General features: G+C 66.7%; 14 protein-coding genes and 1 pseudogene. 8 read left to right on the plus strand and 7 right to left on the minus strand.

What is annotated here, in order from left to right; translation table 11 throughout:
• The 4 genes and pseudogenes from QP415_RS08420 to QP415_RS08435 all read left to right on the plus strand — a co-directional run.
• A pseudogene (locus tag QP415_RS08420) lies at window positions 1–341 on the plus strand (hypothetical protein); the annotation flags it as partial.
• 649 nt (window positions 342–990) lie between these two features.
• Complete coding sequence (locus tag QP415_RS08425) at window positions 991–1788, plus strand: (Fe-S)-binding protein (RefSeq protein ID WP_016461305.1); 798 nt, start codon at window positions 991–993, stop codon at window positions 1786–1788.
• 1 nt (window position 1789) lies between these two features.
• Window positions 1790–3412 (plus strand): LutB/LldF family L-lactate oxidation iron-sulfur protein, encoded by a 1623-nt coding sequence (locus QP415_RS08430; RefSeq protein ID WP_285099679.1) that lies wholly within the window; start codon window positions 1790–1792, stop codon window positions 3410–3412.
• A 1-nt stretch (window position 3413) separates the two neighbouring features.
• The gene (locus QP415_RS08435) at window positions 3414–4088 is read left to right on the plus strand and encodes a LutC/YkgG family protein (protein WP_048675520.1); all 675 of its coding nucleotides are present in this window, start codon (window positions 3414–3416) and stop codon (window positions 4086–4088) included.
• A gap of 631 nt (window positions 4089–4719) precedes the next feature.
• Here the strand turns inward: QP415_RS08435 and QP415_RS08440 are convergent.
• Genes QP415_RS08440 through QP415_RS08460 form a run of 5 tightly spaced genes read right to left on the minus strand, consistent with a single transcriptional unit; the run spans window position 4720 to window position 11265 of the window.
• Window positions 4720–7185: an excinuclease ABC subunit UvrA gene (locus QP415_RS08440; RefSeq protein ID WP_285099680.1), complete on the minus strand. Its 2466-nt coding sequence runs from the start codon at window positions 7183–7185 to the stop codon at window positions 4720–4722.
• Window position 7186: 1 nt separating this feature from the next.
• Window positions 7187–8413 carry a GTPase Era gene (gene era, locus QP415_RS08445; protein ID WP_285099681.1) on the minus strand — a complete coding sequence of 409 codons (1227 nt, stop codon included), beginning with the start codon at window positions 8411–8413 and terminating at the stop codon, window positions 7187–7189.
• 1 nt (window position 8414) lies between these two features.
• The gene (locus QP415_RS08450; protein WP_285099682.1) at window positions 8415–9770 is read right to left on the minus strand and encodes a hemolysin family protein; all 1356 of its coding nucleotides are present in this window, start codon (window positions 9768–9770) and stop codon (window positions 8415–8417) included.
• Window positions 9767–10216 carry an rRNA maturation RNase YbeY gene (ybeY, locus tag QP415_RS08455; protein ID WP_016461311.1) on the minus strand — a complete coding sequence of 150 codons (450 nt, stop codon included), beginning with the start codon at window positions 10214–10216 and terminating at the stop codon, window positions 9767–9769. The genes QP415_RS08450 and ybeY overlap by 4 nt, the downstream gene beginning before the upstream one ends.
• Window positions 10213–11265: a PhoH family protein gene (locus QP415_RS08460; protein ID WP_016461312.1), complete on the minus strand. Its 1053-nt coding sequence runs from the start codon at window positions 11263–11265 to the stop codon at window positions 10213–10215. The genes ybeY and QP415_RS08460 overlap by 4 nt, the downstream gene beginning before the upstream one ends.
• Window positions 11266–11332: 67 nt before the next feature.
• Between QP415_RS08460 and QP415_RS08465 the strand changes: the two genes are divergently transcribed.
• A complete protein-coding gene (locus tag QP415_RS08465) occupies window positions 11333–11455 on the plus strand; it encodes a toxin-antitoxin system antitoxin subunit (protein WP_285099683.1) in 123 nt (40 codons plus the stop codon).
• Between the two features lie 41 nt (window positions 11456–11496).
• Window positions 11497–14097: an ATP-dependent helicase HrpB gene (gene hrpB, locus QP415_RS08470; protein WP_285099684.1), complete on the plus strand. Its 2601-nt coding sequence runs from the start codon at window positions 11497–11499 to the stop codon at window positions 14095–14097.
• A 28-nt stretch (window positions 14098–14125) separates the two neighbouring features.
• Here the strand turns inward: hrpB and QP415_RS08475 are convergent, their stop codons facing one another.
• Window positions 14126–14380 carry a type II toxin-antitoxin system Phd/YefM family antitoxin gene (locus QP415_RS08475; protein ID WP_285099685.1) on the minus strand — a complete coding sequence of 85 codons (255 nt, stop codon included), beginning with the start codon at window positions 14378–14380 and terminating at the stop codon, window positions 14126–14128.
• Window positions 14381–14580: 200 nt separating this feature from the next.
• Between QP415_RS08475 and QP415_RS08480 the strand changes: the two genes are divergently transcribed.
• Window positions 14581–15978 (plus strand): dihydrolipoyl dehydrogenase family protein, encoded by a 1398-nt coding sequence (locus tag QP415_RS08480; protein WP_285099686.1) that lies wholly within the window; start codon window positions 14581–14583, stop codon window positions 15976–15978.
• Between the two features lie 256 nt (window positions 15979–16234).
• Here the strand turns inward: QP415_RS08480 and QP415_RS08485 are convergent, their stop codons facing one another.
• A complete protein-coding gene (locus tag QP415_RS08485) occupies window positions 16235–18670 on the minus strand; it encodes a S8 family serine peptidase (protein WP_285099687.1) in 2436 nt (811 codons plus the stop codon).
• A gap of 457 nt (window positions 18671–19127) precedes the next feature.
• On the opposite strand from QP415_RS08485, the gene cas6 reads away from it, so the two are divergent.
• Complete coding sequence (gene cas6, locus QP415_RS08490; protein ID WP_285099688.1) at window positions 19128–19931, plus strand: CRISPR system precrRNA processing endoribonuclease RAMP protein Cas6; 804 nt, start codon at window positions 19128–19130, stop codon at window positions 19929–19931.
• Window positions 19932–19942 lie beyond the last annotated feature (11 nt).

Below are 19942 nucleotides of genomic sequence, written 5' to 3' on the forward strand. Positions count from 1 at the left end.
TCCTCGTAGCCCATTTCCGGGATGGTGCCTCCTGGCAGCCGACGCCGGATCGCCAATTCTGGCTGACCGGTGTCGCCGAGGTCCCCGACACGACGATCACCATGCTGGTCGACGACAGCATCGGCGAATCTTCGTTGCTGCCCGGCATCCACCCCCTCCTGTACACGTACGTACCTGAGGATTGCTCTTTCACAACCGTTGACCCAGCCGTTGCAAATAAGGTCCTCGACACCGATCCAGGAGCCATCTATTCAGAATGGGGATCGTTCGAGATCCGCGAGTTCGCGTTCTCCGCTGACTGTAACCTCATCATCGTCACCGGCGATGGCCTCAACGCCTAGTACGTTAACGTTAAAGACACGTATTCAACCCATGAGGGAGGATTCAACCTGATCGGGAAGATTCAACCCGATCAGAAGGGGTTGAATCTTCCCGATCGGGTGTAACACCTCATCGGCAACAAGTCTCATCGTGGGGCTGACAGCGGCCGCACCTAACCGGCCAGCACCAGGCGCGGCGCCCGGAGGCAATGCACTAGTGACGACAGCAATGCACTAGTTACGAGGGCATTGCACCACCTACTATCTAGTGCAATGCTGCCCTAAGTAGTGCAATGCCACTAAGCAACAAGCTCACACGCAGCTAGGTCCGACCCAATACCTTTTCAGCAAGGCACCCGTTCCCCGCATCACCGTCAAAGCCCACTAAACGGACGGCCGGTCGACGAGGAACGAGGCCGGGGCGACCTCTTGCGCACACAAAACCATCGCAAAACCGAAAAACGAAAACTCACCCTGAGCTAAGTCGCGTCTCGAAGGCCCTAAAACGCCCGATAAGACGCTGTTTTTCACTGATCATTGTGGGCGATTTTTCCGCGATAAATGGCGGGTAAAACAACCTTGCGCACACTGTCTGAACAAAAACGCATGCTGGGACCTCAGACCTAGCCATAACCTGGGTGGGACAGCACCCACGAGGAAGGATCCCCCAGTGCGCATCGCTCTCTTTTCCACCTGCCTGGCAGACGTTATGTTCCCCCAGGCTGCCCAGGCCACAGTGACCCTGCTGGAACGCCTCGGCCACGAGGTCGTCTTCCCTGAAGACCAGGTCTGCTGCGGCCAGATGCACGCCAACACCGGCTACTTCGAAGACGCCGCGAAGATCACCCGCAACCACGTCAAGACCTTCGAGCCCGTGCTCGACGGCCAGTGGGACGCCATCGTCGTCCCCTCCGGCTCCTGCACCGGTGCAGCGCGCCACGAGCAGAAGGTCGTCGCCGAGCACGTGGGTGACAAGGAACTCGCGAAGCAGTCCCAGCGCATCGCCGAACACACCTACGATCTCACCGAGCTCATCACCGACGTGCTGGGCCTGGAGGACGTGGGCGCGTACTTCCCTCACACGGTCACTTACCACCCGACCTGCCACTCGCTGCGCGTCGCCAAGGTCGGCGACCGCCCCTACCGCCTCCTGCGCGCCGTTGAGGGCCTGACCCTCGTTGATCTGCCCGACGCCGAGGTCTGCTGCGGTTTCGGCGGCACCTTCGCCATGAAGAACTCCGAGACCTCCACGTCGATGCTCGCAGACAAGGTCACCAACGTCATGTCGACGCGCGCCGAGGTCCTCGTCATGGGCGACTACTCCTGCCTCATGCACGTCGGCGGCGGCCTCTCGCGTCTCAACTCGGGCATCCGCCCCATGCACATCGCCGAGATCCTGGCATCCACCAAGGACCAGCCCTTCGAGGGCAACATCTCCTTCGCACCCGAAAGCGCACAGGTGATCTGACATGTCTGAAACATTCATCGGTATGCCCGGCGTGGTCTCTGACGACGCGAATGCTGCGGCCCACACCGGCGGCTGGCGCACCACCGTCTCCATCCCCGAGGACACCCTCCGTTGGGGCCCCACGTTCCCGCAGGGCGCTCGCAAGACCCTGGCGAACACCCAGATGCGCCGCAACCTGGGCCACGCCACCCGCACGATCCGCACCAAGCGCGGGCAGCGCGTCGCGGAAATGCCCGACTGGGAGGACCTGCGTAGCGCAGCCGAGGCCGTCAAGTTCGAAGTCGAGTCCCGCATGCCCGAGCTCCTCGAAGAGTTCGAACGCAACGTGACCGCTCGCGGTGGCATCGTCCACTGGGCGCGCGATAAGCACGAGGCCAACCGCATCATCGCGGACATCATCAAGTCCAAGGGTGTCGACGAGATCGTCAAGGTCAAGTCCATGGCCACCCAGGAGACGAACCTCAACGAGTACCTGAAGGAACAGGGTATTCACGCTCGCGAGACCGACCTCGCCGAGATGATCGTCCAGCTGGCCGACGACATGCCCAGCCACATCGTGGTCCCCGCGATCCACCGCAACCGTTCCGAGGTTCGCGGCATCTTCCTGGATCGCATGGAGGACGCTCCTCGCGACCTCTCCGACGACCCGACCGAGCTGACCGCCGCGGCACGCTCCCACCTGCGTAAGAAGTTCCTGCACGCCAAGGTTGCTGTCTCCGGCACCAACATGGGCGTCGCGGAAACCGGCACCGTCTCGATCTTCGAGTCCGAGGGCAATGGCCGCATGTGCCTGACCCTGCCCGATACGCTCATCACCCTGATGGGCATCGAGAAGCTGGTCCCCCGCTTCCAGGACATCGAGATCTTCTCTCAGCTCCTGCCTCGTTCCGCCACCGGCGAGCGCATGAACCCCTACACCTCCATGTGGACGGGCGTCACCCCCGGCGACGGCCCCCAGGAATTCCACCTGATCCTCATGGACAACGGCCGCACCAAGGTCCTCGCCGACCCGATCGGCCGCCAGGCCCTCGCCTGCATCCGCTGTGGCTCGTGCATGAACATCTGCCCGGTGTACCAGCACACTTCCGGCCACGCCTACGGCTCCGTCTACCCGGGCCCCATCGGCGCGATCCTGACCCCGCAGCTCACCCAGGGCCTCGACGAGCACGATCCGGTGCACACCCTGCCCTTCGCGTCCTCCTTGTGTGGTGCGTGTGGCGAGGTCTGCCCCGTCAAGATCGATATCCCGACGATCCTCATTCACATGCGTGCACGCACGGTCGACGTCAAGCGCAACCTTGTGCCCGACGTGTGGGACCTCGCGATGGGCGTGACCACCCCGGTCATGTCGAACGCAAAGCTGTGGAAGGTCGCGAACATGCCGACCAAGGCGACGCGCCTCTTCGCGAAGAAGGGTGCGATTGGCGCACTGCCCTTCCCGGCCTCGCTGTGGACCCGCGCGCGCGACCTGCCGGTCGCTCCCAAGGAGACCTTCCGTCAGTGGTGGAAGCGCACTCACAAGGATTCCGACGCCAACGCGCCTCGCACGGACGCCCCCGCGACGGGCATCCCGCTCGCGTCCGAGCACGGCATGACCACCAACACGACCCCGAAGGAGGCGTGACATGAGCACCACCACCATGGACGCAAAGACCGCGATCCTGGCTCGCGCGCGCGACGCCATCTCTCGTTCCCAGCAGGACCGTCCGGTGCGTCCGATCCCCCGCGACTACATCCGCTCCACCGAGCACGCGCCCGGTTCTGATGCGGTCGTCGAGGAAATGATTGAGACGCTCGAGGACTACTCCGCGCAGGTCGTCGTGGTCTCCAGCGACGACGAGGCCGCCGACGCGGTCTCGAAGTTCCTGGCGGACAAGGAGGCCACCTCCGTCGTGGTTCCCTCGGGCCTGGATGACGTCTTCAAGAAGGCCGCAGCCCGCGACGGCCGCACGGTGCGCGAGGATAGCCGCGAGCAGGCAATCCCGACGCTGGAGCTCGACAAGATCGACGCCGTCGTCACGCGTTGCCGCGTCGCTATCTCCCTGTCCGGCACCATCGTCCTCGATGGCGAGCCCGACCAGGGGCGCCGCGCGATCACGCTCGTGCCCGACACGCACGTTGTCGTTCTGCGTGCCTCCGACATCGTCCCCACGGTGCCCCAGGCGGTCGATATTCTCGGCAAGAACCCGACCCGTCCGATGACCTGGCTCGCCGGCGGTTCGGCGACCTCCGACATCGAGCTGGTCCGCGTCAACGGCGTGCACGGCCCCCGCTTCCTGCGAGTCGTCATCGTCAAGTGATCTGATCACGACGCAGGAGTGCCCGGCTGCCACGCGGCAGCCGGGCACTGCGTTATGCCTTCTTCATGAGCGGTTCTGTCTCGGGGCATAGCAGCTGGGTCCTACGGGTAGCACCGCAAACCGCGGCAACGCAGCTGAGCCGGACAGGTCGAAGCGACCCGGGGATCGTGGACAGTGCCGTGGGCCGACGTCCGCACACAGGAGTTCGCCTGTCGCGCTTCATCAACCATAAGTCGCATGCAATTCGGATATCCGAACTTTCTACAGCGCCCCAAAATGTTGCAATTCCAACGATATGATTTCAATATTTGAAGTGTTTGCACGGGAATTGCATGCGATATTTCTGAGGAACCACCACACGCGGCCACACAGAACCCCAAGCAGTAGGCAACTCTCAGAAGGCGCCCACATCCCCGGCACCACCACAACTGCCAGAAGCGCGGGGCACTGCACCCGATCTGGGGCACTGCACCCGATCTGGGGCACTACACCCGAACAGAAGAGGTGCATTGCCTACGGATCGGGTGCAGCGCCCCAACACACAAGAACAAACGCGGCACAGGCAAACCGAGTGACTTCCCGCCCACAAGCAACCCGAGCACAGGACACCGAGCCCGTAATGATAACCCCGTCAGCGCAGGTAGCGGCCCGTCACCGAAGCCTCGTTGGCTGCAATATCGGTCGGCGTTCCCTGTGCGACGATACGGCCACCCTCGATGCCGCCTCCCGGACCCATGTCGATGATCCAGTCGGCGCAACGAATCAAATCCAGGTCATGCTCGATGACGAGCACCGTCGCTCCCCGCTCGATGAGGTGCTGCAACACGTCGAGGAGGACCTGCACGTCGTCGGGGTGCAGGCCGATGGTCGGCTCGTCGAAGACGAACAGCGTCCCATCTTGGCGCCGTCCCATCTCCGAGGCCAACTTGAGTCTCTGCGCCTCGCCGCCGGACAGGGCGGGTGTGGCCTCCCCCAGCGTCAGGTAGCCCAAACCTAGGCCTGACAGCGTTTCTAGGAGCGCACCCGCTTTCTTCAGACCGCGCACGGCAACCCGGGCCTCGTCGACGCTCATCGCCATGATGTCGGGCAGGCTCAACCCATCACGGCGAATCGATGCCGCCTGCGCGCCGTAACGGCTCCCCCGGCACTCGGTGCACTCGATGTCAACGTCGGGCAGAAACTGAACGTCCAGGGTGATCTGCCCGGTCCCATCGCAGGTCGGACAACGCAGCGAGCCCGTGTTGTAAGAGAACGCACCGGGTTTCAGCCCGGCCACCTGCGCTTGCTCCGTGCGTGCAAAGGCCCGGCGCAGCTCGTCCAGCACGCCAGAGTATGTCGCCACAGTCGAGCGCACATTCACACCGATCGGCGTCGCATCAATGAGGTTGACCCGCGACAGAGCGCCAGCATCCACGTCGCGCACGTGCGCAGGCAGGGAGTCGCCCGCCAGGCGCGCACGCAGTGCGGGAACCAGCGACTCAAGCACGAGCGTCGTCTTGCCCGACCCGCTCACGCCCGTAACGGCCGTCAGCGAGCCGATGGGAATGTCCACACTCAGGGGCCGCACCGTGTGTATCTGCGAGGTCTCCAGGTGAATCGCGCCGCGCCCATCGACGTCCGCGCCCCGATCTGACTCCCCGGCCGCACGCTTAACCCGACGCACCCCAGCCATGTACGGGCCGATGCGGGAGGCTGGGGCGTGGGAGGCCTCGTCGATGGCGCCCTGGAAGATGACGCGACCGCCGTCCGCGCCAGCTCCCGGGCCGATCTCGATGAGGTGGTCGGCGGCCCCCAGGACCCGCGTGTCGTGGTCGACGACGACAACGGAGTTTCCGTCGGCGATAAGCTCACGGATGATCGATAGGACACCGTCGACGTTGGAGGGGTGCAGGCCGATTGTCGGCTCGTCGAGGACGTAGAGGACACCGGTCGTCCGGTTGCGCACAGCTCGGGCGAGCTGCACGCGCTGGCGCTCGCCATTGGACAGCGTCGAGGACGCGCGGTCAAGGGACAGGTAGGACAGGCCAAGCTCCACGAGGCGATCCATCGGCTCGGTCATCTCGTCGACGATGACGCGGGCCATGGGCGCCACTTCCTCCGGGACGAGGCCGGGGACACGCTGGACCCAGTCGCGCAGTTCCGTGAGACTCAGGCGAGAGGCCTCGCCAAGGTCGATGCCGTCGATGAGCGTCGAGCGCACCCGCTCCCCCAGGCGTGTGCCGTCGCATGCCGGGCACGTGCGGGTGATGAGGTATTTGTCGACGCGGGCGAGCGCTTTCTCATCTTTCGCTTTCGACAGGGCATTCTCGACGGTGGCGACCGCGTTGAAGTAGGTGAAGTCCAGCTCCGCGCCACCGGTCTTGGTGGCGACGACGATGTGGCGTTTTTCGGCGGGCCCCTCGTAGACGATTGTCTTTTCGGCATCGCTCAGATCCCGGAAGGGCACGTTCGTGCGCACGCCCATCTCGCGGGCGACGTCTTTCATGAGCTTCCACATGAGAGACCCCCACGGGGAAACCGCACCCTCGTCGATGGTGAGGGACTGGTCGGGCACGAGGGACGCGCGGTTGACGACGCGCTGGACGCCCGTCCCTTCGCACACCGGGCACGCGCCTCCCGAGTTGAAGGCCATCTGCTCCGCGCCGAGGCCGTCAAAGGACTCCCCGCATTGCGGGCACGTCAGGGGCACTTCCAGGGCAACGCCCAGCGAGGGCGGGACGCGGTGCCCGTTCGGGCACAGGTAGGAACCCGCACGCGAGAACAGGAGGCGCAGGTGGTTGAGAAGCTCCGTCGCCGTGCCGAAGGTGGAGCGCACGTCGGGCACGCCCGGGCGTTGGCGCAGCGCGAGCGCGGCGGGCACGTGCGCCACCTCGTCGACCGAGGCCTTGGCCGCCTGGGAGATGCGCCTGCGCGTGTATGTCGCCAGGGACTCCAGGTAGCGCCTCGACCCCTCGGCGTAGAGCGTGCCCAAGGCCAGGGAGGACTTGCCCGACCCGGACACACCCGAGACCGCGACGAACGCGTTCAGGGGAACGTCGACGTCCACGTTCTTCAGGTTGTGGACGCGGGCGCCGCGCACGCGGATGACGCTCGGCACGTCAGAACCCGAGGCGTCCCAGCATCTTGGGGTCGGACTGCCAGTCCTTGGCGGTGCGCACGTGTAGGTCGAGGTAGACGCGCCTGCCCAGCAGCTCCTCAATGTGAGCGCGGGCCTGCGTGCCGATCTGCTTGAGACGGCTTCCCTTGCGGCCGATGATGATGGCCTTCTGGGAGTCGCGCTCGACATAGACGTTCACGTGAATGTCAAGCATCGGCGGGCGGTCGTCGCCCTCGCGGCGCGGCCGTTCGATGATCTCCTCGACCTGGACGGCCAGGGAGTGCGGCAGCTCGTCACGCACGCCCTCCAGGGCGGCCTCGCGGATGAATTCGGCGATGAGGGTGTCGCGCGACTCGTCGGTGACGTCGCCGTCGGGATAGAGCGGGGGCGAGAGCGGCACAGTCTCGGCGAGCACCTCACGCAGGTGGTCGATGCCCTTGCCTTCCACGGAGGAGACGGGGACGATGGCCGCCCACTCCCCCAGCTTCTCGATGGACAGCAGGTGCTTCATGACGCGCTCGCGCGGCACGGCGTCGCACTTGGTCGCCACCGCGATGATCGGGCGCTTGATGCCGCGCAGCTCGCGGGCGATGAACTGGTCGCCGGGGCCGATGCGCTGGTCGGCAGGCAGGCAGAAGAGCACGACGTCGACCTCGGAGAGGGCTTCGCGCACCATGTCGTTGAGGCGCTTGCCCAGCAGCGTGCGCGGGCGGTGGTATCCGGGTGTGTCCACGAGCACCAGCTGGTAGTTATCCCCGTGTACGATGCCGCGGATGTTGTGACGCGTGGTCTCGGGACGGCCCGAGGTGATCGCGATCTTGCGTCCGACCAGCGCGTTCGTCAGGGTCGATTTGCCGACGTTGGGTCGCCCGACGATCGACACGAAGCCGGCACGGAAGTCCTCGGGGAAGTCCGGGATCTCGATGGTCGCGGCCGCGTCCTCGCGCAGGGATGCGAGCGAGGTCAGCGCCTCGAAGGCGTCGAGGTCGGCGTCCTCCTCGTCCTCCAGGCCCTCAAGCTCATCGTACTCTTCGTCGACCTCGTCCTCGGAATCCTCGTCGTCGCCGGGCTCTTCCCCGGCCTCGTCCTCGATGTCTTCGCCGAGGCCGGCGTCGATCTGCGCGCGAGCGTCGGCTTCCGGGTCGGCCGCGTCGGGTTCGACCTCAATGCGCGCGTCCCCGAAGGCGTTGGGGCCGGCCATGAGTTCGTCGTCGGAGGGGAATCGCATGTCAGTTGTCCTTGTCTTCGGCGGGGTTGTGGTCGGGGGTCAGGGGCTGCGCGTCGGGGTCGAGGCGGCACAGGATCGTGGAAACCTGGCGGCGGCGTCCGCGCGCCCCTTCGGCGGTCATCATGACGCCAGCGAGGGTACCGGTCGCGCCGGGCAGGGGGACCTTACCGATCGCCTTGGCGAGCAGACCACCGACGGAGTCGACGTCCTCGTCCTCAATCTCGCGGTCGAGGAGCTCGCCCAGTTCGGAGATCGGGTAACGTGCGGGCACGCGCCACACGCCCGGCTCGACTTCTTCGGGCTCGATGGCGTGGCGGTCGTGCTCGTCGGTCAGCTCGCCGACGACCTCCTCGAGGATGTCCTCGAGCGTGACCAGGCCAGCGACACCGCCGTACTCGTCGATGACGATCGCCATGTGGAAGCGCTCGGCCTGCATCTGGCGCAGCATGTCGTCCGCAGGCTTCATTTCGACGGCGTATTCGGCGGGGCGCATCATCTGCTCGGCGCGCATGTCGAGCTGGCCGCCCGTGGCCTCCCAGCGGGAGACGAGGTCCTTGAAGAACAGGATGCCGCGGATATCGTCCACGTCGTCGCCGACGACGGGCACGCGCGAGAATCCGGAGCGCACGAAGAGGCGCAGCGCGGAGGGGGCGGGCGTGTCGGCGTCGATGGTCACCATGTCGGTGCGCGGCACCATGACCTCGCGCACGAGGGTGTGCCCCAGGTCGAGGACGGAGCGGACCATGTCGCGGTCCTCTTCCTCGAAGCTCTCGGGTTCGCCGACCTCATCGACGATTTCACGCAGGTCGGAGATGAACTCGGCGCGCGCCTGTGCCTCGGTGGGTTCTGGCGCGGGACGAGAGGAGCGCACGCGGGTCAGCAGCGGGTCCGCGAGGTGACTCAGGCGCGCGAGACGGTCAGCCAGCCTGGTACCAACGAGGGCGATGCCTTCGGGGTTGCGCGCGCCCCACTGGGCGGGCAGGAAGGAGACAAAGACCAGCTGGATGGCTGCGATCACGCTGACGGCGATGAGGGCGACGGCCCACCACGGCAGGTTCGTGCCGACCAGGACGATCGTGCCCATGACAGCGTAGACGACCTGCCAGAACGTACGGAAAGCACGCAGCGACAGCAGGGTGCGCCGACGGCGATCCACGAGCCCGTAGAGGACGCGCGCGTGCCTGCGTTCTTCCTCGATGAGGTCCTCGACGCCGGCCAGGGTCAGGCGTTGAATGGCCTGCTCGACGCTCTGCGCGAAGGACGCCGAGGCCAGGGCGATGACGGCGAGGATCAGAAGCGCGACGGAGGGCACGTCCAGCGGTGACGAGGCCGGGGACGCTTCAAGGGGAAGGATCATCGGGTGGCCAGGAAGGTCAGCAGGAGCTTGCGCTGGAGCGCGAACATTACCTCGCGCTCCGCGTCGGTCGCGTGATCGTATCCCAGGAGGTGCAGCATGCCGTGCGTGGCCAGGAGCAGCATCTCCTCGGCGGCGCTGTGGCCGGACTCTGCGGCCTGGCGCGCGGCGACCTTGGGGCAGATGCAGATGTCGCCGAGCATGCCGGGAGGCGTGGGGTGATCCGCCGTGCCGGGGCGCAGTTCATCCATGGGGAAGCTCATGACGTCGGTCGGGCCGGGCAGGTCCAGCCAACGCACGTGCAGGTCCTCCATCGGCTCGGGCTCGATGAAGATGATGTTGACTTCCGCGTCGGAGCTGACGTGCATCTGGTCGAGCACGTAGTCGGCCAGCGCGGAAAACTCGGCTTCGTTGATCTCGTAGTCGGTCTCGTTGATGACCTCAGTCATGACGTGTACTCCCTGCGTGCGGTGTTGTGGCTGCGCGTGCGTGCGCGACGCGCGGCGTTTCGATCGTCAAAGCGCTGGTAGGCATCAATGATTGCGCCGACCAGCTCGTGGCGCACGACGTCGGCGCTGGTCAGGTGGCAGAACTCGATGTCATCGATGTCGCCGAGGATGCTTTCGACGACAGACAGGCCCGAGGTCTGGCTGCCCGGCAGGTCAACCTGCGAGGCGTCGCCCGTGACGACGACCTTGGAGCCAAAGCCGAGGCGCGTGAGGAACATCTTCATCTGGCCGACCGTGGTGTTTTGGGCCTCGTCCAGGATGATGAAAGAGTCGTTGAGGGTGCGTCCACGCATGTACGCCAGGGGCGCGACTTCGATCGTTCCGGCGGCCATGAGCTTGGGCAGGGCCTCGGGGTCGAGCATGTCGCCAAGCGCGTCGTAGAGCGGGCGCAGGTAGGGGTCGATCTTGTCGGTGAGGGAGCCGGGAAGGAAGCCGAGGTTCTCCCCCGCCTCAACGGCCGGGCGGGTCAGCACGATGCGGCGTACCTCGCCGGAGAGGAGGCGGCGAACGGCCTGGGCCATCGCCAGGTAGGTCTTGCCCGTGCCCGCGGGGCCGATGCCGAAGACGACGGTTGCGCGGTCGATGGCGTCCGTGTACGCCTTCTGGCCGGGGGTCTTGGGGCGGATCGATCGCCCGCGCGCAGAGAGAATTTCCTCCGTGGGGGCCTCGCCCGAGGTCAGGCGCCCGAGCAGCCCGATGGCCTGCTCGACGGCGGCCGCGTCCAGGGCGGTGCCGCGCCGGGCCATGCCGATGAGTTCTTCGAGGAGGCCCGCGGCCACGTCGATGTCGGCCTGGGTGCCTGCCAGGGAGATTTCGCGCCCGGTCACGAGGAAGCGGACGTGCGGGAATCCGCGTTCGAGGGCGCGCAGGACCTGGTCTGCGACGCCGAGGACCACGATCGGGTCCATGTCTGCGGGGATGGTGACGCGCCCCGTGGTGTGTGCGAGGGTGGCCGCCGCGAGCGCCGGCGCTGTGTTCTCCGTAGTCATACTGCTTCCAGTCTACTCTGCCGCCCCATCTTCCTCAGCCTCATCACCTTCGTATTAGCCTGTGTGTATGAACAAACAGACCATTCGCGGGGAAGCTGTCAGCGACGAACAGATTGATGCGTGGGTCGCAGAGGCAGAAGCCGGGTATGACGTTGAAATGCTGCGGAAAAATGGCAGCTTCACGCAATGAAAGCCCGTCAGCAGTATCACTCTCTTTTGGAATATTGAGCCATGCCCATCCTCGAAGAACTCGTTTCGCACCCGCCACAGCTGCCGGTTACGCGCGCCCTGGGCGACATTGCGGCGGCGACGCGGCCGGGTGGCTGCGCGGTGATCACGGCGCCTCCGGGCACGGGTAAGACGACGCTGTTGCCGCCCGCGGTGGCGGTGGCGCTGGTGAGCCACGACGCGTCGGCGGGGCGGGTGCTCGTCACCCAGCCGCGCAGGGTGGCCGCGCGGGCGGCGGCGCGTAGGATCGCGCGCCTGCTCGGCGAGGAGGTCGGCGGGCAGGTCGGTTATTCGGTGCGCGGGGATTCGCGCGCCAGCGAACGCACGCGCGTCGAGATGGTGACGCCGGGCGTGGCGCTGCGTCGACTGCAGCGCGACCCGGAGCTACCCGGAGTGTCGGCGCTGATCGTGGATGAGTTCCACGAGCGCGACCTGGATACGGACCTGGCGCTGGCATTTGCCTTGGATGCCCGTTCGGCGCTGCGCGACGACCTGTTCGTGGCCCTCACGTCGGCCACGCTCGAGGCCTCGCGCACGGTGGATTTCCTGCGGTCCTCGACGGGTGAGGAGCCCGCGCTCGTTGATATTCCGGGGGATATTTTTCCGCTGGAGCTGCGTTACGCTCCCCCTCCGCGCGGCGTCGAGGCGGTGGGCGCGATCGGGAACGAGCGCGTGGGTGTGCGCCGCGAGTACCTGGCGCACGTGGCGCGCACGGTCGAGGAGACGGTCGTCGCCACCGAGGGCTCGGTTCTGGTGTTCTTGCCGGGTGTGGGAGAGATCGAGACCGTCCGAGGCAACCTGCGCCTAGGCGGCATGCCGGTCCTGACGCTGCACGGACAGCTGAGCGCCGCCGAGCAGGACCGCGCGCTCTCCCCCGCTTCCGGCCGCCGCGTCATCCTCTCGACGTCGATTGCGGAGTCCTCGCTGACGGTCCCGGGCGTGTCCGTCGTCGTGGACGCGGGGCTTGCGCGCGAGCCGCGCTTTGACGCGGGTCGCGGCCTCTCCTCGCTTGTCACGGTCCCGGCTGCGCTCGCGCGCCTCGAGCAGCGCGCGGGTCGCGCCGCGCGCACCGGCCCGGGCATCGCAGTGCGCGTCATGGATGCGGTGGACGTGGCACGCAGGCCCGCGCAGTCCGCGCCCGGCATCGCCACGCAGGACCTGACGGATGCGCGCCTGCAGGTGGCCGCGTGGGGCACCCCAGTGGAGGAGCTCGCCCTGCTCGACGCTCCACCCGCGGGCACGTGGGAGGCCGCCGGGCAGCGTCTGTCCTCCCTGGGCGCCATCGACGAGGCCGGGGCCGCCACCGCTCTCGGCCGCACGCTGGCGTCGCTGCCGTTGGACCCGCCCTTGGGCAGGGCCCTCCTGGCGTCGAGCGCGCTCCTGGGGGCGTCGAAGGCGGCGCGTTTCGTGGCCCTCCTGTCGGAGGACGTACGCGCTCCGGGGGCTGACCTGGGTGCGTGGGAGCGTCGGCTGGGTCGCGGAGGCGCCAGCGGCACTTCAGGTGCGCACGCTCAGGCGGCCCGGGTGAAGGAGACGCAGGCGCGCTTGGAGCGCCTGGCGAAGCGCCTTCCGAATTCTTCAGCGACAGACGTGCTTGCCCCGGCACCTGCGCGCCAGGATGCGCACGCGCGTACCCGCGAGGACGAGTTGGCGCTGACGTGCGCGCTGGCGTATCCGGAGTGGATTGCGCGTCGCCGCCCCGGGTCGATGGCCTACATTTTGGCGGGTGGCGTGGGTGCTGAGCTGCCGCAGGGCTCTCCTCTGGAGGGGCAGGAATGGCTGGCGGTCGCGTCGATTGACCGGGCTCCGGCTTCGCGCCACGCGCGTATTCTCGCGGCTGTACCCCTGTCGGAGGAGGACGCCCTGGCCGCGGGCGCGGCGCTGCTGGAAACCCGCACGCAGGCCTCGATTGACAAGGGCGTTCTCACAGCCACACGCACGCGCACCCTGGGGGCGATTCCCTTGAAGGCCGCCCCGGCCTCGTCCCTGAGCGAGGAGGAGGCCATCGCGCTGGTGGCCGAGCACCTGGCCGCCCACGGTCTGGGCGATCTGGGCTGGGGGAAGGAGGCCTCGTCCCTGCGCGAGCGCATGCGGGTGCTCCACGAGGTGCTCGGCGATCCCTGGCCCGACGTGTCGGATGAGGCCCTCGCACGCACCGCGGATCAGTGGCTCCTCCCCTGGGCGAAGCGCCTCGCGAACGGCGGATCCCTATCCAAGGTGTCGATGCTCGACGCGCTGCGTTCAATGCTGCCGTGGCCGGATGCTGCGCGCCTGGATGAGCTGGCGCCGGAGAAGATGCCGATCCCGTCGGGCGGCACCCGACCGATCGATTGGAGCGGCGCGCACCCTGTGCTCACGCTGCGCGTCCAGCAGGCCTTCGGGTGGACGGACACGCCCCGACTGGTGGACGGGCGCGTGCCTCTGGTGCTGCATCTGACGGATCCGGCGGGGCGTCCCGCGGCGGTCACCTCTGACCTGACGTCGTTTTGGGCGGGGCCGTATCGGGACGTGCGCGCGCAACTACGCGGGCGCTATCCGAAGCACCCGTGGCCCGAGGACCCGCTGCACGCGGAGCCCACGAACCGCGCCAAGCGCCGGGGGTAGCATGCTCGCGCTCCCCCGCGCCGGGCGTTTACTCGTCCAGTTTGCCGACGATTCCCCGCCCGTCGGGCAGGTTCTTGGACGGCATCTGGTAGGCGTCAAGGTCCGCCATGGCGGGACGTTCGAGGCCAAGTTCGCGCAGCTGCGCGTAGGTCGACATGCGCACGGGGCCCAGCTCGGCGACGGGCTGGCCTTCCTCTGTGAGCGTGACGACTTCACCGGATGAGGCGCGCGCGAGTGCGGCCCCCACATCCTCTTTGAAATCACCAATTTCTAGAGCCCTCATGCCCCCTATCTAAGCATGCCGACGGGGGTTTGAACGAACGGCACGATCACTATGTGACCCTTCGCTTCATTACACCCGCCAAACGAGCGTCATATGGCCGTTTCAACGTGATAATGCGCACCCAATGATTGACCACCTGTTGGAATAGATCCAGGTCCGGTGCGTTGAGATAGGTAACCCTGAACTACCCAAGGAGAAACATGTCCACGAACGCAATCGAGACCGTCGACCTGCTGGTCGTCGGCGGCGGCAAGGCCGGAAAGTCCCTCGCGATGGAGCGCGCAAAGGCGGGCTGGAAGGTCGCCATGGTGGAGCGCCGTTTCGTCGGCGGCACCTGCATTAACGTCGCGTGCATCCCGACGAAGTCGCTGGTCAACTCGGCTCGCCGCCTGAGCGATGCCCGCACGGACGAGGCGTTCGGCATCGTCGGTACCGAGGGGGCGCACGTGGACCTGGCGAAGCTCCGCGCCCACAAGGAGGGCATCGTTGGTGCGATGGTCGGCGCGCACGAGAAGATGTTCGCGGCCCCCGGCCTGGACTTCATCCGTGGCGAGGCTCGTTTCACGGGCGAGCGCACGGTGACCATCGCGCTGGAGGACGGCGGCGAGCGCACGATTCGCGGCGAGCGCGTCCTCATTAACCTGGGCTCGCGTCCGGCGCGTCCTGCGATCCCCGGCCTGTGGGAGTCCGGCGCCTGGACGAACGAGGAGATCCTGCGCCTCGAGGAGCTCCCCTCCTCCCTAGCGATCATCGGTGCCAGCTACATCGGCGTGGAGTTCGCGTCGATGATGGCGACTTTCGGCGTGGACGTCACGCTCATTTCCTCGGGCGATCACGTGCTGCCTCGCGAGGACGAGGACGCCGCCCGCGTCGTCGAAGCTGGCCTCACGTCCGCCGGCGTGCGCATCGTGCCGGGCCGCGCCGAGTCCGCCTCGCGTGAGGGCAACACGACGACCCTGACACTTTCCGATGGCTCGACGGTGTCCGCCGAGGCGGTCCTGGTGGCCGTGGGCCGCGTGCCCAACACGGACGGCATCGGCCTGGACGAGGCCGGGGTTGAGCTCACCGATCGCGGTTTCATCGCGGTGGACGAGCACCTGCGCACCTCTGCGCAGGGCGTGTGGGCGGCCGGCGACTGCGCGGGCACCCCCATGTTCACGCACGCATCCTGGTCGGACTTCCGCATCATCCGCGCGCAGCTGACCGGCGCGTCCCTGGATGATCCGACGACCACCACGAAGGGCCGCACGATCCCCTACGCCGTGTTCGCTACCCCCGAGTTGGCCCGCATCGGCCTGTCCGAGGGCGAGGCCCGCGAGGCCGGCCTGGACGTGCGTATCGCGAAGATTCCCACGGCCGCGATTCCGCGCGCCAAGACGATGCGATACGCGGGCGAGGGTTTCTGGAAGGCCATCGTGGATGCGAACACGCACCAGATCCTGGGCGCCACGCTGATCGGCCCGAACGTCTCCGAGGTCATCACGGCCGTGCACGTCGCCATGGCGGGCGGGCTGACCTACGAGCAGCTGCGCTTCCTCCCGATCGCGCACCCGACCATGGGCGAGGGCCTGCAGGTCCTCTTCGACTCCTTGGGGTGACCCCCATCGCGTCTCCAGGGCACGACGAGGGGGCGCGCCCGGATCTCTCCCGGGACCTGTGAGAGACAAGGGGGCGGGTCCGAACATGACGTTCGGGCCCGCCCCTCGTGTATTCAGTTGCGCTGAGCGTGTGGCGCTGCGCGTCAGGCACGCTTGGCGTCAGGCACGCTCTGCGTCCGGTGCGCTCTGCGTCCGGTGCGCTCAGCGCGAGGGTTGAGGCCGGAGCGTCCCAGCCCCGGCCTCGTCCCCTGATCGCTCAGCCGATCCAGGCGCCGGAGGGCGCGAAGTGGTAGCGCGTGCCGTCGATGGTGACCCAGCCGGTCACCATCTTGCCGGAGGCATCGAGGTAGTACCAGGTACCGCCGTCGTTGACCCAGCCGATCGCCATCGCGCCGCTGCCGGTGAGGTAGTACCACTTGCCGTTCACGGCGGTCCAGCCGGTGGCCATGGAGCCGTTGCCGTTCAGGTAGTACCAGGAGCCGTCAACGTTGGCCCAACCGGTAGCCATCGCGCCAGAGGCGTTCAGGTAGTACCAGGTGCCGCCGTCGTTAACCCAGCCGGTCGCCATGGCGCCGGTCGTGGGATCGAGGTAGTACCAGGTGCCGTTCGCGTTGGCCCAACCCTTGGCCATGCGGCCAGACGGGGTCATCCAGTGCCACGCGCCGTCGAAGGTGACCCAGCCGGTCGCCATCACGGCGTCGCCGTTGAAGTAGTAGGTGTCGCCATCGATCGTGACGTACTTGCTGCGGGCGCAGTAGCCGTCGGTGTAGCAGTACTTCCAGCCGTCGGCGGCGTTGACCCAGGCGCCGCCGTCGTGCAGGGACTCGTCCACGTGGAAGTAGACCGAATCCTTGACGTCGTCATCGGCGCGAGAGTCCTTGTTGCGGCCCTCGGCGGACACGGTGACGTCGACGTGCGGGCCATCGCCGATCAGGTCGGCGGCAGCGTAGGGGCCGGCCACGAGAGTGACCTCGTTACCCGTGAAGGCGCCGGTGCCGGTGCCGGTCACGGGCTCCTTATCGGCGACCTGGAGGGACGCCGCGGTCACGGGGCCGGAGACCGTGGTACGCACGTAAACCGTGCCCGAGACGTGAGCGTCGGCAAGCGGACGCCAATCGGTGACGCCGTCGTGCGAGTACTCAAGGTTGCCGACGACCGGCTGCGGCTGGTCCTTCAGGACGGCAGCCAGGGCGTTGACGAGGCCAGCGCCGCGGTATTCCTTGCCGTCGGTCGGCACGGCGAGGCGGTCGTAGGTGTAGCCCGCCTGCTTCTTGAGCAGCTCAATCGTCTGATCGGGGGTGTAGTCCGGGTGGATCTGCTTGATCAGTGCGGCAACGCCCGCGGCGTGCGGGGAAGCCATCGAGGTACCCGACAGGTAACCGAAGGGCGGATCCTTCTTCCAGGTCGGCAGGGTCGACCAGATGCGCGAGCCGGGAGCGGCCACGTCCACGGAGTTCTTGCCGTAGTTGGAGAACTTAGAGCGCTCGAGCGTGGCCGTAGCCGGATCGGTGCCGGTGGGCAGGGCCAGGGCGGAGACGGAGACGACGGAGTCGTTGAGCATGGCGGGCACGTCCACGCCGCCAGCCACGTTGCGCTCGACCGCGGCACCCTCGACGTCGTTGGGCGAAGCCTTGTCGATCGTCGGATTGTCATGGTCATCGTTGTCGTTACCCTCGGCGGCGATGTTGACGACGCCGTGGTTCTTCGCGTAGCGGATCGCGCGCGAGGCAGCCTCCAGGCCCGCAGCCTGGGAGCCCTCGGTGGGCATCCAGAAGGCGTAAGGGTCCATGTAGTAACTGGAGTTCGTCACGTCAATATCGTGCTCGGCAGCCCAGTCGAAGGCGCAGGCCACGTACTCCGGGTAGAAGGAGCCGGCCTCGTTCGAGGTCTTGATCGCGACGATCGTGGCGCTGGGGGCCACGCCGTCCACGCCGTACGCGTTGTGCGCGGCGGCAATCGTGCCGGCGACGTGCGTGCCGTGGTAGTGGTCATCCTTCCAAGCGCTCGGGTCCTGGTTGGGGATGCCGTTCATCTGGCAGCCCACTGAACGCGAGGCGTCGAGGTTGTCCTTGAGATCCTTGTGGTCGGGGTCGATGCCGGTGTCCATGATGCCGACGGTGACCTTCTCGCGGGCCACGTCGACCTGCTGGGCGTCAATCGCGCCGATGGCGGACAGACCCCAGGCGTTGGCGTCGCCCTCGTCGGGGGTGAAGTCGTTGAGCTGAGAGTCAGCGGACAGGCCGGTCGTGTGCGTGCCGGCGGCGTCGGCGACCGCGTTGGCCTCAGAGGTGGTGTTCTGGGGCTGCTCGGTGCGCACCTCGTTGCCGGTGACCGTCTTGTAGCGGGTGGGGCCGATCGATTGGTAGGAGATGCCGGTGTCGACGAGGTTCTTGCCGAGGGTGGGCGCGAAGGCGGCCTTCACCGACTGGACGAAGAAGGTGTTGAATTCGGGGTACTGGGCCAGCACCACGCCGCTTTCCGAGGCCTTGGAGACGGCCGCGTTGAAGTCGTAGCGGGAGGCGTCGGCGGTCAGGTTGACCGCGTAGTTCATGACCTCGTCCTGGGCGCGAGCCTCAGAGGTGATCCCCGGGGTGCCGGCCGCATGCGCGGGGGCGCCGAACGCGGTGAGCGTGACGCCGACAGCGAGCGCCGCACCTCCCGCGATGAGGGTCTTCCATGAGCGTTGATGCATCATTGTTCCTCGTTTCTGTTCTGATGGGGACGCGTCTCCGGGGCTGTCCCTGAGGGGATCCCGCGAGGGGATTCCACGAAGGGATTCCGGATGGCACGCCATTGGACCATGGTGTCAAGGTTTGTCGATAACCTCCTAGAGGGTTTCACATTTTAAGAATCCTTGACCTTTTGGTGAAGAAGCGGAGGGGTGGGTGCCCGAAGGGGTTTTGAGACCACTCCCCCAATGCTTGCCTGGCAGGCGTGGGAGCTTGCCTGAATTCGACCCAACATTCTATTGGACAGCTATGGGGCCACAAATTTACCCTGCGATTAAATCGAATGTTACGACAAGGATTTCCCGGCGATCCGCTTGTATTTTTCAACTTGCCAGACAACTTGACAGTTGCGCATGACCTATAGCGACAGCCATGTTAGGGTCAGAGACGACAGTCACACGCGAGTGATGGGAGGCACCGTTGCCAGCATCCGTCTACCTGAGCTTTGACGCGCCCGATGGAGTGCCCGCGACGCCGCGGCGACTTCACGCCGCCCTGTCTGCGGTGCTGGACTTGCCGCCGGGGATTAGCCCAGAGAGGGCCGCGCAGTTCCCGACTCTGGCCCACCGCCCTCCGCACGGGGCCGGTGGAGTTAAGCCGTATTCGCTCGGGGAGCTCAGCCATTCGGCATCCACGTTCGGAGTCGAGGTGCGTTTCCTGGACGACCGTTTGATTGACACGCTGGATGCGTGGCTGTCCTGGGGCGGAGTCATGCGCCTCGGGGCGGGCACCGATGATGACGCGGTACTGGTTGCAACCGAGGGCCAGATCATCAGTCAGGCCTCGTGGGAAGAGCTAGCGGAGCGAGACCAGGACACCGCGTGGGAGATACGCCTGGTCACGCCAACGACGTTTTCATCGAAGGGCAATCACGTGCCAAGCCTGTCTCCGGCGACGATTGCGACGAGTCTGCAGCAGCGTTGGTGGGCATGGAATCGGAGGCTTGCTCCCCCACGCATCGACCGCGATGCCATGGCGAGCGTGCTGGCGACCCAAGATTTCACCCGCACATCACTCGTTTCACTGGCCATGCCCCGCAACGCAGGCCAGGGCCGCTTGAGTTCGCGCCGGATCCCGGCCCACGAGGGCCGTCTACGCATCAGCGGCATCGAGGGCGCCGAGGCGACCCGCATTTTCTCGCGCCTCATGGCCCTATCCGCATACACGAACGTCGGCTCACACACAAGCTACGGCATGGGCGTCATAGACGCTGTGGCCGCGTAAGAGAGGAAATA

Source organism: Pauljensenia sp. UMB3104, from assembly GCF_030217285.1.
Taxonomy (GTDB): Bacteria; Actinomycetota; Actinomycetes; order Actinomycetales; family Actinomycetaceae; genus Pauljensenia.

What these genes read in the sequence shown, in the direction of transcription:
- QP415_RS08480 (WP_285099686.1), top strand. Translation starts at nt 14,581, where the DNA reads ATGTCCACGAACGCAATCGAGACCGTCGACCTGCTGGTCGTCGGCGGC.
- QP415_RS08435 (WP_048675520.1), top strand. Translation starts at nt 3,414, where the DNA reads ATGAGCACCACCACCATGGACGCAAAGACCGCGATCCTGGCTCGCGCG.
- ybeY (WP_016461311.1), bottom strand. Translation starts at nt 10,216, where the DNA reads ATGACTGAGGTCATCAACGAGACCGACTACGAGATCAACGAAGCCGAG.
- QP415_RS08450 (WP_285099682.1), bottom strand. Translation starts at nt 9,770, where the DNA reads ATGATCCTTCCCCTTGAAGCGTCCCCGGCCTCGTCACCGCTGGACGTG.
- QP415_RS08475 (WP_285099685.1), bottom strand. Translation starts at nt 14,380, where the DNA reads ATGAGGGCTCTAGAAATTGGTGATTTCAAAGAGGATGTGGGGGCCGCA.
- hrpB (WP_285099684.1), top strand. Translation starts at nt 11,497, where the DNA reads ATGCCCATCCTCGAAGAACTCGTTTCGCACCCGCCACAGCTGCCGGTT.
- QP415_RS08430 (WP_285099679.1), top strand. Translation starts at nt 1,790, where the DNA reads ATGTCTGAAACATTCATCGGTATGCCCGGCGTGGTCTCTGACGACGCG.
- era (WP_285099681.1), bottom strand. Translation starts at nt 8,413, where the DNA reads ATGCGATTCCCCTCCGACGACGAACTCATGGCCGGCCCCAACGCCTTC.
- QP415_RS08460 (WP_016461312.1), bottom strand. Translation starts at nt 11,265, where the DNA reads ATGACTACGGAGAACACAGCGCCGGCGCTCGCGGCGGCCACCCTCGCA.
- QP415_RS08485 (WP_285099687.1), bottom strand. Translation starts at nt 18,670, where the DNA reads ATGCATCAACGCTCATGGAAGACCCTCATCGCGGGAGGTGCGGCGCTC.
- QP415_RS08465 (WP_285099683.1), top strand. Translation starts at nt 11,333, where the DNA reads ATGAACAAACAGACCATTCGCGGGGAAGCTGTCAGCGACGAACAGATT.